The following is a 12771-nucleotide window of genomic DNA, read 5'->3' as shown; positions in this document are numbered from 1 at the left end:
TTTGTCACATATACATAGAAGAAAAGGCATTGCTTTCCAACACCTTTTCTTCTATCACTATATCATAAGCCTGTTTTATTATATACTACAATTATTTTGTTACTTCTTTCGTTAACGATACTTCATTTTTCTCTTTCATTTCACGCTCAAGTTTTGCAATTTTCATATCAAATGTATCACGCTCATGCTCTTCATTTATACGAAGCTCTAAGTCACGAATGTGATCTTCAATCTCTTCGAATCGTAAGAACGGATTATTTTCATCCATTTTATGAATAGCAGTATTCATACGGCGGTTTGCATGCGCCATATTTTCACGTGCCATTAATTCCATACGCTTTGCGTTCATTTCTTTTAATTTATTTTTCATTTCTGAAAGACGACGCTCTAACTCATCAATTTGCTCTACAACACCAGCATACATTTCTTCTAAGCGAGTTACTTGCCCTTCATAATACGCTACTTCTTCTAATGCACGTTCATGCAATTGTAATTCGCCTGCTTCTTGTGCGATGATAGCTTGCTTTGATCTTTTATTAACGAAATAACGTGCTTGCTCAAGTTCACGAGCGAAGTTAGATTTTAATGTTTTATGACGCTGAATTAACTTCTCAATTTTTGTTATTTCACGCTCACTATCGCGTAAATATTGGTTTAACATAGCAATTGGATTTTTTCTTTCTTTCTCATCTAACACGTTATGAAAATCAGCTAAAATTGCATCGCGTACACGTCCGAATAAAGATTGTTTCATTATAAATCTTCCTCTCTTCTACTTTATAATTTGATTTATTTTATATTAGTTTTTCATTAACTTGTTCCACTCATCTTCAAAGTTGCTATATGGTTTAGAACTTTCTGGAGCAGAATCAACAACTACATTTTTTTCTTTCTTCCACTCACGGTATCCGTAGTATAAGACTACTAATGCTGCGATACCGATTAATGCTGGGGAATGAGAAAGTGCAATGGACAAACCGATTAAACCAACAATACCCCAAGCTAACTTCCCAAAGAATGATTTAGCTCGCACAAATGATTTATAGCTCCAGTACACAACTCCTGCTCCAATGGCGAATCCTACAATACCAGCAAGACTACCAAGAGCAATTAAAGCCAAAATACCGGCTGCGATAAACGCTAGAAATTGTTTCATCTTGTGCTTGCCTCCCTTCGATTTGATACTCTTATCTTAACTATTTTTTCTTTTTTCCATAACGAGCTTAAGAACCGTTTTGAACTCAGACTTAAGACTGAGTTCAATTCAGCCTTTTGTAAAAACATAAGGTAGGATAGGATAATTCCCTCTTTTATCACGCATAAAAAGCCGTACAGAGAATATTCTCTGTACGGCTTCTGTTACTACGAATAACATCCATATTTAATTATGCTGTTTTATGATACTTTTTCTTTTCCGCCACTTTAGAAAACCTCGGGAAACCAATTAATATAGAAATAATTCCACATACTCCAACCAAAATTGGATAAAATGCGTATGGTAACAATTCAATTGGAGATAACGCGGCAAACCCTGCCGCAGTTAACATTTGAGCACCATACGGAATTAATCCTTGCACACAACATGAGAAAAGATCTAATACACTCGCTGATTTACGTGGATCAATTTCATATTGATCCGCAATGTTCTTCGCAAGAGGACCAGTAAAAATAATTGAAATCGTATTATTCGCTGTACACATATTCGTCATACTCACTAAACCAGCAATACCGAACTCTGCTCCTTTTTTCGAACGAATGTTACGTGTTAAAAGATTCATTAAATATTGAATACCACCATTATATTGGATCAGTTCAACCATACCACCGATTAATATAGCAAGTAATACTAACTCCATCATACCGCCCATTCCAGTCGTTACACTTTTAAAGAAACTTTCTAACGTGTAACTTCCATCTATAAGACCGATAGCACCAGATAATACAGTTCCACCAGTTAACACAATAAGTACATTCCAACCAAGTAACGCTGTAATAAGTACTCCTGCATATGGTAAAATCTTTATCCAGTCAAAACTATGTGCTTTAACTTGTGTATCACTTCCTAAAGTAATTATTACTAATAGAACAATTGTAATAATAGCCGCTGGTAATACAATTAAAAAATTTGTTTTAAACTTATCTTTCATTTCTGTTCCTTGTGAACGAACAGCTGCGATTGTTGTATCTGAAATAAATGATAAATTATCACCAAACATCGCTCCGCCAACAACAGTAGCCATCGCAAGTGCAATTGAGATATCAGTTTGCCCACTAATACCTACAGCAATTGGTGCTAACGCTGCAATTGTTCCCATTGAAGTTCCCATCGCTAATGAAATAAATGCCCCGATAATAAAAATTCCAGCTACGATAAATCCTTGCGGCAAAATAGATAACGCTAAGTTAACTGTAGAATCAACTCCGCCCATTCCTTTAGCTGTTTCAGAAAAAGCACCTGCAAGAACAAAAATTAATACCATAATCATAATATCCGGATTTCCTGCACCTTTAGCGAATCGCTCCACTTTCACATTAAAGCTTTCTTTGTGATTCATCGCTAAAGCGACTCCTACAGCAATTGAGATTGCTATAAGTATCGGCAATTTATAGAAATCACCTGTAATAATTCCAGAACCAATAAATAGCGCCAAAAATATACCAAGTGGTAATAAAGCTAAACCATTTCCTCTCGTTTCTTTCAAAGTACCATCTCTCCCTAGTTTCAACCTTTTTTCTAATGAATAACAAAAGACCTCTTCCAACGAGAAGAGGTCTTATACATCTATAAGAAACGCTCTTCTCATCTTTCAAGCACATGCTTGCTGGATTTGGCACAGCACTCTAAAATCGAGTCCGCTGCCGAGGCATCGTAGGGCCAGTCCCTCCGCCTCTCTTTATAAGAAGGTTTCATATTTATTTTTTAATAATAATTTCTTCCCTAACTTTACTCGCTTACAAAACAAAAGTCAATTATTTTTTGTATAGATTTTTTTGGTAATTATACAAAAATTTGAATACAACAATCATTTTAACTTTTTGATTTCTTCTTCCAATATTGAAATCCAATAAAATTCACTCTTTTTTATTGTAGCTATGATACATTTCGTAGTGTACCAAGCTAACTCATACTCTTCTTTTGTAACATCGCCACTTTTATAAGCATTCTCTAGCTCATCTTCATCCAATACATACATTTTACCATTCGGTAATAACACTACATCTAAATATAAATCATCAAAATAAGGTAAACCACGATCGTCTACTTTAAATTCTTTCGTCACATCGATATAATATTGCACTAATTTTTTTTGATCGTCTAACATAGCTGTAATTGCAAAGTTTTTCCCGTTTATAAAATATTGAATCCATGTATACCCATCACCTGCAATGCAAAGTTCTTTACTATTGTACTCTTTATAACTAGGCTCTCTCACCTTTTTTATGTCTAGTATTCCTAACATTCCCTCTTCTACTTGCTTAACCCTATAATCCTTCTCTATTAGTCGCTTCCACGAAGAACCGTCACCATATTTACGTTTCATTACGTCCGCTCCTCTTCTATATATAGAAAAGCCCCCACATATTATGTGAGAGCTTGTTCATATTATAATTAAGCTGCTTGACCCTTTTCAGATATCTCTTTTAAATAGGCTTGTCCTTTTTCAGCGTCATATTGACCTTCCCACTTAGACATAACTACAGCCGCTAAAGAGTTACCTACAACGTTAACTGCTGTACGAGCCATATCAAGAATACGGTCAATACCTGCAATAAACGCTAAACCTTCAGCTGGAATACCTACTGTACCCAGTGTTGCTAATAATACAACGAATGATACGCCCGGTACACCTGCGATACCTTTTGATGTAACCATTAATACAAGTAATAACGTAATTTGTTGTGTAATGGATAATTCAATACCGTACATTTGCGCTAAGAAAATTGCCGCAATCGCTTGATATAAAGTTGATCCATCTAAGTTAAATGAATAACCTGTTGGAATAACGAAAGATGTAATTGCTTTCGGACAACCGAACTTTTCCATTTTCTCCATAATTTTCGGTAAAACCGTTTCTGAACTTGCTGTAGAATACGCTAAGATCAGCTCGTCTTTTAAAATCTTAAAGAATTGGAAAATATTTATTCCAAAGATTTTCGCTGTAAGTCCTAATACGACTACAACGAAGAATATCATTGCCCCATATACTACAATGAGTAATTTCCCTAATGGAATTAATGAAGCTAATCCGAATGTAGAAACTGTAACACCAATTAATGCAAATACACCAAATGGTGCAAACTTCATAACTTGGTTCGTTACATAAAACATTGCATCTGCTACACCTTGGAAAAATTGTAGAACTGGTTTGCCACGCTCACCAACTGCTGCTACACCTAAACCAAATAATACTGAGAAGAAGATAATAGCCAGCATATCACCTTCAGCTAATGATTTCATAATGTTCGTCGGAACAATATTTACAAACGTATCCGCGAACGAATGACTTTGTACTTGCTCTGTCGTATGTGTATATTTAGAAATATCTGTTTTTGTTAACTTATCCATATCAACGCCTTTTCCAGGTTGGAAAATGTTTGCTATTAATAGACCAACAGCAATTGCAATCGTTGTAATAATTTCAAAGTAAATAATTGTTTTTCCGCCTAGTCGGCCTAACTTCTTAACATCGCCAACACCAGCAACCCCAACAACAATACTTGCTACAACAATCGGTACAACAATCATCTTAATTAATCGGATGAAAATATCACCAATTGGTTGTAAGTACTTCACCACTTCTGGATTGCCAAAGAAAATCGCCCCAACTGCAATACCAAGCGCAAGACCAATTAATATTTGCCATGCAAGTCCTATTCTTTTCATACTTGTTGTAACCCCCTCGATGTGTCACTCTATCTATCCCTCATTCTATCTATATCTATAAAACTAAGAAATTAAGAGTATTACATATTATTCGACAATTCACTACATTTTGTCCCTGTTAAAAATCATAAATCAAAAATTAAAATCTGACAACAAAATAAGTTTGCACGAATGCAAATAATTTTCTTGACAAAAACAAACCCCATGTCAGAAAACCTCACATGAAATCGATTCCTCACTAGTGATTGATAGGTTTTTAAAATACTGTTTCATTATGGAAAACTCCATCATTTCCCATGATTTTAAAAAGAAATATAGAAATTGATATCTTTTTCTATACATTCAAGAATTTTAACTTTATGACAAACACTACGAAAAGATACTAAATTCCGACAAAACTTAGCAAAATTATAAAATTTTCTTTACATTATGATTACAACGATAGACACTCTTCTTCTCATGATATATAACATTCATAGGGAAAGGAGCCAGACAACAATGAAAAAGAAATTTGCAGCGATTAGTGTTTTAGCAGCAGGAACGATTTTTGCTTCCCCGTTACTTTCACCCGTGTACGCTGAAACAAATCAAGATAAATTAACTGACATTCAATCCGAATTAGAAGGCAAACAAAATGACTTACAAAATAAATCAGCTGAGAAAGAACAAATAGAAAAAGAAATCCAAGAATTACAAAAGAAAATCGACGAATTAACTACTTCTATTAATAAAAACGAAGCTGAATTGAACGATACAAAAAAAGAAATTAGCAACACACAGCAAGTTATTACCGAAAAAAAGAAACATATAGAGCAATTACAAACGAATATAGATACACGACAGGAAGTTATTAAACAAAGACTACAATCTATGCAAGAAAAGCCTCGTACGAGTATCATTACAGAAGTAATAACAAGTTCTGCAAATATTGCCGATCTTGTTGATAATATGTATTCTGTAAGTTTAATTTTAAATAACGATACAGATATTGTGAAAAAGCAAACAAGTGATCAAAATGCTGTGACGACAGAAAAAGAGGCTGTTGAGAAAAAAGAGCAACAACTGAAAGAATCTGAGCAAAAATTAGAACAAAAACAGCAAGAATTGCAAAGTAACCAACAACAGCAACAAGCTCTTATTAACGATCTACATACGAAAGTAGCAAAAGTAGATTCAGAGATTGAAGGGTTAGAAGAATCAAAAGGCATTTTAGAAAACCAGCGTCAAGCTGTTCAAAAAGCAATTGAAGAAGAAAAACGTGCGGAAGAAGCACGTAAAGCTGAAGAGGCACATAAGGCTGAAGAAGCACGCAAACAAGCTGCTACACCTGCTCAGGCTGCTCCAGTACCACACGATACGAATATAGGTGGATTTATTAAACCAGCAGCCGGATCGAAAACTTCTGGGTTTGGCACACGTTCTTTAGATAACCATAAAGGAATTGACATCGCAGCTTCGGGAACGATTCCAATTATTGCCGCTGCAGATGGCGTCGTTATCCGTTCAGAATTATCATCTAGTTACGGAAACGTTGTATACTTATCTCACCGTATAAACGGAAAAACATATACAACTGTATATGCACATATGAGTAGCCGTTCTGTATCTAATGGACAGACCGTAAAACAAGGTGATCAACTTGGATTTATGGGGAATACTGGACAATCCTACGGACAACATTTACACTTTGAACTTCACCTAGGAGAATGGAATGTCGGTAAGACAAACGCAGTTGATCCATCTCCTTATATCGGATTATAAAAAACTCGGTGCATACCGAGTTTTTTTACTATCATTTCACACTTTGTAGGCATTTCACATAGACTACAACTAAATGCCTATATTTTGCGAGGTGATAAATATGAATACACAATTACAACAAGAAATAGAAGAAGCAAGAGAAACATACATTGGCCGGCTATTTACATTCGGTGGCTCAGCGTTATTTTTAATTGGTTCTTTTATCGCTGTTGTCACAGCTTATAAAGCATATAATCGCTTATTAAATACACCTACAACACAATAAAAAGACGGAGAATCCACATCTCCGTCTTTTTATTATGCAAACATTTTAAATACGCCTATCGCATTTAAAAATACGATAATTACAGTTACCGGAATAACATACCTAAGCAAGAAGAACCAAATATTAAACAATGTTTTCCCTTTCGTTTCCGTAACTTCTAATTCTTTCATTAATAGCTCTTTACTCATTTTATTTGGTACAAATAGCGAAATGGCTAGTACTCCGAGTGGCAGTAATACATTACTTACCGAAAAATCGACGAAATCAAAGAATGTCTTACCAAATATTTTCACATCACTCATAATTCCAAACGATAACGCTGATGGAATTCCAACTGCAAAAATAAGAATACCAATTAATAACGAAGCTGATGGACGCTTCTTCTCATTATCTTTCGCAACAGATGCTACTACAATTTCAAGCATTGAAATCGCAGATGTTAAAGTCGCAAAGAAGAATAAAACTAAAAACATAATGAAGAAAAATTGCCCAAATGGAATTTTTGCAAAGACAGCAGGAAGAACGATAAACAGTAACCCTGGTCCTTCTGTCGGTTTAACTCCTAATGCGAAAATCGCTGGGAAAATCGCTAACCCTGCAAGTACTGTAATAAATACCGTTAAACTTACAATAGATGTCGCTGATTTAGCTAAATGCTCTTCTTTCTTTAAATACGAACTATACGTTACCATTACCGAGGCACCTACCGTTAGTGAGAAGAAAGATTGCCCCATCGCATATAAAATCGTATCTGCTGTAAGCTTTGAAAAATCTGGTTTTAAGAAGAACTCTACCCCAGCCATAGCACCATCAAGTGTTAACGCACGAATAATGATAGCAATAAATAAAATGAATAATAGCGGCATCATATACTTACTTGCTTTTTCTATCCCCTTCTCTACACCTTTACTTACAACAAAAATAGTGCAAAGCATAAAGATAAATTGCGCTCCAATCGCGCTTACTGGATTTGAAATCGTTTCACCAAACAATTGTCCATAATCAGCAACACCACTCCAGAAGCTTCCTGTAACACTATAGTATAAGTACAGTAAAATCCATCCACCTACAACACTATAAAAAGATAGTACACTAAAACAAGTAACAACTCCCATGCGACCAATCCAAGGATATAACTTACTATTCGGTACTAATACCTTATAAGCTGTAACTGCCTCTTTTTGCGTACTACGTCCAATAACAAATTCAGCTAAAAGAAGCGGCATACCTATAAATAAAGTTAATAGTAAAAATACAAGGAAGAATGCGCCTCCCCCACCATTACCTGCAACATATGGAAATTTCCATATGGCACCAAGACCTACTGCGGCTCCGGCTGCTGCGAGTACAAAGCCTATTTTCGACGTCCATTGCTGTGTTTCTTCCATCATAATTTCTCCTTTTCTGAATATTTAAACTTTTACTAATTATACACTTTCATTTCATACTCGCACACCTCCTTTAGAAAATAAAAAAGTCCCCTACACGCAAATATGCATGTAGAGGACGATATATGTAATGTAAATACCGTGGTACCACCTCAATTGGATTGATAAATCCCACTTGTTCAAGTACAGGAAAAATTCCGATACTCTATCCTTTTAACGGCGGAACCCGGGTTGCCTACTACAATGTTCAACATACCTCTCGCAAGCCCATTCTGTATATTTTATCGTACCGGGCTCACACCTTACCCCAGCTCTCTGAACGCCTCAAATATACGTACTCTTCTTGCTCATCGATTTCATCTATTGAAGTTACTTGTGATTATAAATTATATTTTTATATTTGTAAAGCACAATTCACTCACTATCCTACATGAAGTTCCCTCTCTAATTCTTGTAAAAAAATTTCTCTTTTCTGTTCATTTTGAACATATATCGACTTTAATACTTCTTGCAATAATATATTTTTCTGCCTTTTCTCTACTTGTAATTCTTTCACTTTTATTCTAACTTCATATAAAAAATCAAGATATGATTCATAGTTCTCATCATATTTATTTGCAATATCATCGCGAATTTTTTTTGCAAGTTTCGGACTAGCCCCTCCAGTAGAAACAGCTACATTAAGCAATCCACGATGAATTGCCGCCGGAAAATGAACATTTCCACTTTCCGGATTCGTAATAACATTTACCAATTGATTTGCCGAGGCATCTTCAGCAATTTGTTCATTTAGTACCGAATCGCTAGTCGCTGCAACTACTAAAAAAGCATCGGCGATATCACTTTTCTCATACTCCCTTTGATACCAACGAATTTGCTTTTCTTCTACAAGTTTTACTAAATTCGCATCTAATTCTGTACTTATCACAATTATATCCGCACCTTGTTTTAGTAAGGGAACAATTTTAAACCCTGCTACTTTCCCTCCACCAATGACAACAACACGTTTCTTATCAACTCGCACTGTAAGTGGATACATATTGTTCTCCCTCCAATATTCCCTCTGTTTTCTGAATTAACATCTCTCGAAACGCTTCATTCTTCCCTAAATATGGACTTATTTTTATCTCTTCCAACTCATATTGAAGCACTTCTTTCTCAACATGTTTCATAAGTAAGCCTGTAAACAATAAATAAGGTAGTACAACAATACTCTTTTCTTCTCGTTCTACAACTTCCCTCAACTTCTCCTCAAACTTTGGCTCCGCAGCTGCTAAATAACAAATTTCCACCTCTTTAATGTTCTCTTCTTTTTGAAATAAAGAAGAAATCCACTTCATGTCTTGTAAAGTTTCCGGATCACTGCTTCCTCTTGCAACGAGCAAAAGTGTTACTTCTTCTTCATAGTCTTTAATGCCACTTCCGTTATATACCGCTTTTACAAGCACTTCTGATACACCAAATGGATTACCATACACTATTTTGATATCCGGATATTCCTCGTTTAACTTTCGTAATTCAAGCGGAATATCTTTCTTTACATGTCCTGCCGCTAATAAAAAAACAGGAATAGCGACAATCTCTGTAGCACCACGCTTCACACATGTACGAAATCCTTCTTCAATAGAAGGACTCGCTAGCTCTAAAAAACAAACTTCTTGAATCTTTGCCTCTACACGGTTCATACATGACGTAATAAATGCAACCGCTTCTTCTTTTGCTGCTTTCAAACGGCTTCCATGACATATATACAAGACAGCCTTCATTTTACAATACTCCGCTTACTGGATATGCATTTTCCACTTGTTTCTCAAACCAATGTATCTTTTCTCTAAAACGGACAACTTCTCCAATAATAATCATACTTGGATTTTGAATTTTTTCTTTTTTAGCAACATCTATAATTGTTCCTAACGTCCCTGTAACAGTACGCTGCATAGATGTGGTCCCCCACTCAATGATAGCGGCAGGTGTACTTTGATCTTTTCCATGTTTTATAAGTTGTTCACATATATAAGGTAAATTACTAACCCCCATATAGACCGCTAATGTATCTACACCTTTCGCTAAACTTTCCCACTTCACTTCCTCTTCAGCATCCTCTTTTCTATGTCCTGTCACAATAGCAAAACTTGCACTTGCATCGCGGTGTGTTACTGGAATTCCAGCGTAAGCAGGAGCGGCTATACCAGCTGAAATACCAGGAATAATTTCAAATGGGATACTTTGTTTGGCTAACGCTTCGGCTTCTTCTCCACCTCTTCCAAATACAAATGGATCCCCGCCCTTTAGTCTCGTTACAACTTTTCCTTTCTTCGCATATTTAATAAGAAATGTGTTAATTGTCTCTTGCTTCATCGTGTGATAATTCGGGAGTTTCCCGCAATAAATTAAATCTGCTTCAGGCTTTGCGTATGAAAGCAACTCTTTATTCACGAGGCGGTCGTATAAAATAACATCTGCCTTCTCGATACATTTCAACCCTTTAACAGTGATTAAATCCGGATCGCCAGGACCCGCTCCAACGATATAAACCTTCCCCATCATCTCTCCTCATTTCTACTATTAAAGTGAAACTTCCATCCTTTTATATGAATGGAAGTTAGAATACTTTCGTATTACAATGTTATTTACTCATGAACAACAAATGCCGCACCTTTTCGAATCTTCTTTTTTTCAAACAAAGAAATCTCCTTTACTTCTGGCAACGGTAAAAAATGTTTTTCAAGCTCAATTTCCGCAAGCTTAAACGCCTGTTCTTCACTTTGAGCAACAACAACAATTGGAACAATACTATTCGCTAATACAGCTTCAAAACGATATAAATCCATATTGTCCCTCCTAAGACGCTATTAGCTCTTCTAATACGTGATTTAATGTCAACTGTAATTCTTCTACGCCAACGCGGCCAACAAAATCATAAAACGTTTCAGCTGGTAACTTATTCTCTTTGAAATAACTTATAAATGATGCGAGCACATCTGGTAGATCTTCACCATCTATTTTTCCTTTTAGCTTTTGATTATAAGCACCGCCATCTAACAACGTTCCACCTACATATATTTCAAATGCTTCAACTATTCCTTTTTCCTTCGTTTTCATTTTCACCCCTTGTAATCCGATGTCAGCAATTTGACGTTGACCACATGAATTTGGACATCCTACCATATGAATTCGAACTGGAACATCGAGTGCAATTTGTGTATCTAAGTATTCCGCAATTTTCCGTAATCTTTCTTTCGTTTCTACTAGAGCAAGATTGCAATATTCAATACCAGTACATGAAACCGCATGACCAATAAATGATTTCGGACTTGCAGATATTGCCTCAAACAACGGTTCACTTAGTAAACCCGCTACATTTTCTGGTGGAACATTCGGAATGATGAAATTTTGTGAATTACATGTACGAATTTGTCCATTTCCATATTGCTTTGCAATTCTGGCAATCTCAAACATTTCTTCTGCATGTAAACGTCCTACTGGTACATTAAATCCGACATATTTTAATCCTTTTTGTTTTTGATCTTGAACACCATAAAAATAGCCTGCATTCCATCCTTTGAGTGCACTTTTTCCTTTATTTTGTAACGGTCCTGTATACTCTATTAGCTTCTCTTTAAATTTCTCTGCACCCCAGTCTGCAACAAGAAATTTCAAACGTGCTAAATGACGTTTTTCGCGATATCCAAAATCACGGAATATAGTAGCAATCGCAATCGCTACCTTTTTCACTTCTTCTGGTAAAACGAACACGTCTAATTCTTCTGCTAAGTATGGACGAGCTGATAAGCCCCCGCCTACTTTTATATGAAAGCCAACTTTTTTCTCACCATTTATCTCTTTCGTTGCAGGTGTAAATGCAACACAGTTAATCTCTGCGTTTGCAGAATTGTAAATATTCGAACTAATAGACATCTTAAATTTACGTGGCAGGTTCGAAAACTCTTCATTGTGCTGGAAATAGTCATATATTTCTTTAACAATATGCGTCGTATCAAAGAGTTCATTTCCATCAATTCCAGCAAGTGGATTCCCTGTAATGTTACGCGTTATATCACCACACGCCCCTGCTGAAGATAATCCAACTCTTGCTAATCTTTTAAAAATATCTGGAATTTGCTGAATTTCTAACCAGTGAAACTGAATCGCCTGTCTTGTCGTAATATCTATTACATCGCGTCCATAATCCTCGGCGATAGAAGCAAGCGCTTCTGCCTGCGCATTTGTAATAATCCCTGAAGGAATATTTACACGCATCATAAAATATCCAGCTTCTTTCGGCCGTTGCAAATACAATCCGGCCCATTTAAAGGAGTCCCACTCTTCTTTCGGAATAGATTCAAATCCATTCTCCGCATAGTAAGGAATGTCATTAAAGATTTCTAATCCATCTTTTTCTAATTTCTTTTTCTCAGACGGATTCAATTTTTCATTATTTGCCCACACTTTTTCATAACTCATCTTTTATC

The 12771-nt window shown here is 35.8% G+C and carries 13 protein-coding genes, 1 riboswitch and 1 other annotated feature; of the genes, 2 read left to right on the top strand and 11 right to left on the bottom strand.

The window, feature by feature from the left end; genetic code table 11:
* Nucleotides 1-91: 91 nt before the first annotated feature.
* The 5 genes from LUS72_RS07255 to gltP form a co-directional block, all read right to left on the bottom strand.
* Complete coding sequence (locus LUS72_RS07255; RefSeq protein ID WP_097831771.1) at nucleotides 92-754, bottom strand: PspA/IM30 family protein; 663 nt, start codon at nucleotides 752-754, stop codon at nucleotides 92-94.
* A gap of 45 nt (nucleotides 755-799) precedes the next feature.
* Nucleotides 800-1156 (bottom strand): lmo0954 family membrane protein, encoded by a 357-nt coding sequence (locus LUS72_RS07250; RefSeq protein WP_000808645.1) that lies wholly within the window; start codon nucleotides 1154-1156, stop codon nucleotides 800-802.
* A gap of 229 nt (nucleotides 1157-1385) precedes the next feature.
* Nucleotides 1386-2702: a Na+/H+ antiporter NhaC family protein gene (locus LUS72_RS07245; protein WP_097831772.1), complete on the bottom strand. Its 1317-nt coding sequence runs from the start codon at nucleotides 2700-2702 to the stop codon at nucleotides 1386-1388.
* A 95-nt stretch (nucleotides 2703-2797) separates the two neighbouring features.
* A riboswitch (SAM riboswitch) is annotated at nucleotides 2798-2903 on the bottom strand.
* Nucleotides 2904-3023: 120 nt separating this feature from the next.
* The gene (locus LUS72_RS07240) at nucleotides 3024-3542 is read right to left on the bottom strand and encodes a ribonuclease FAU-1 family protein (RefSeq protein ID WP_097831773.1); all 519 of its coding nucleotides are present in this window, start codon (nucleotides 3540-3542) and stop codon (nucleotides 3024-3026) included.
* A gap of 68 nt (nucleotides 3543-3610) precedes the next feature.
* Nucleotides 3611-4885 (bottom strand): glutamate/aspartate:proton symporter GltP, encoded by a 1275-nt coding sequence (gene gltP, locus LUS72_RS07235; RefSeq protein ID WP_002086711.1) that lies wholly within the window; start codon nucleotides 4883-4885, stop codon nucleotides 3611-3613.
* Nucleotides 4886-5383: 498 nt separating this feature from the next.
* On the opposite strand from gltP, the gene LUS72_RS07230 reads away from it, so the two are divergent.
* A complete protein-coding gene (locus tag LUS72_RS07230; protein ID WP_097831774.1) occupies nucleotides 5384-6646 on the top strand; it encodes a murein hydrolase activator EnvC family protein in 1263 nt (420 codons plus the stop codon).
* A 100-nt stretch (nucleotides 6647-6746) separates the two neighbouring features.
* Nucleotides 6747-6911: a hypothetical protein gene (locus tag LUS72_RS07225; protein WP_002135196.1), complete on the top strand. Its 165-nt coding sequence runs from the start codon at nucleotides 6747-6749 to the stop codon at nucleotides 6909-6911.
* A gap of 32 nt (nucleotides 6912-6943) precedes the next feature.
* On the opposite strand, the gene LUS72_RS07220 is transcribed toward LUS72_RS07225, so the two are convergent.
* The 6 genes from LUS72_RS07220 to LUS72_RS07195 all read right to left on the bottom strand — a co-directional run bounded on the left by LUS72_RS07220 (nucleotide 6944) and on the right by LUS72_RS07195 (nucleotide 12763).
* The gene (locus LUS72_RS07220) at nucleotides 6944-8299 is read right to left on the bottom strand and encodes a sodium-dependent transporter (RefSeq protein ID WP_141533337.1); all 1356 of its coding nucleotides are present in this window, start codon (nucleotides 8297-8299) and stop codon (nucleotides 6944-6946) included.
* Nucleotides 8300-8410: 111 nt separating this feature from the next.
* Nucleotides 8411-8659, bottom strand: a binding site (T-box leader).
* 61 nt (nucleotides 8660-8720) lie between these two features.
* Nucleotides 8721-9338: an NAD(P)-binding protein gene (locus LUS72_RS07215; protein ID WP_097831776.1), complete on the bottom strand. Its 618-nt coding sequence runs from the start codon at nucleotides 9336-9338 to the stop codon at nucleotides 8721-8723.
* On the bottom strand, nucleotides 9313-10065 hold the full coding sequence (locus tag LUS72_RS07210; RefSeq protein ID WP_097831777.1) for a sirohydrochlorin chelatase: 753 nt from the start codon (nucleotides 10063-10065) through the stop codon (nucleotides 9313-9315). Before LUS72_RS07210 ends, LUS72_RS07215 begins: the two co-directional genes overlap by 26 nt.
* 1 nt (nucleotide 10066) lies before the next feature.
* Nucleotides 10067-10843: a uroporphyrinogen-III C-methyltransferase gene (gene cobA, locus LUS72_RS07205; RefSeq protein WP_098361687.1), complete on the bottom strand. Its 777-nt coding sequence runs from the start codon at nucleotides 10841-10843 to the stop codon at nucleotides 10067-10069.
* A gap of 86 nt (nucleotides 10844-10929) precedes the next feature.
* Nucleotides 10930-11130: a DUF3906 family protein gene (locus LUS72_RS07200; protein WP_097831779.1), complete on the bottom strand. Its 201-nt coding sequence runs from the start codon at nucleotides 11128-11130 to the stop codon at nucleotides 10930-10932.
* 10 nt (nucleotides 11131-11140) lie between these two features.
* Nucleotides 11141-12763 (bottom strand): nitrite/sulfite reductase, encoded by a 1623-nt coding sequence (locus tag LUS72_RS07195; RefSeq protein ID WP_097831780.1) that lies wholly within the window; start codon nucleotides 12761-12763, stop codon nucleotides 11141-11143.
* Between the last annotated feature and the right edge of the window lie 8 nt (nucleotides 12764-12771).

The organism is Bacillus cereus, from assembly GCF_025917685.1.
Taxonomy (GTDB): Bacteria; Bacillota; Bacilli; order Bacillales; family Bacillaceae_G; genus Bacillus_A; species Bacillus_A cereus_AT.
This window is presented reverse-complemented; position numbering and strand designations above follow the sequence as displayed.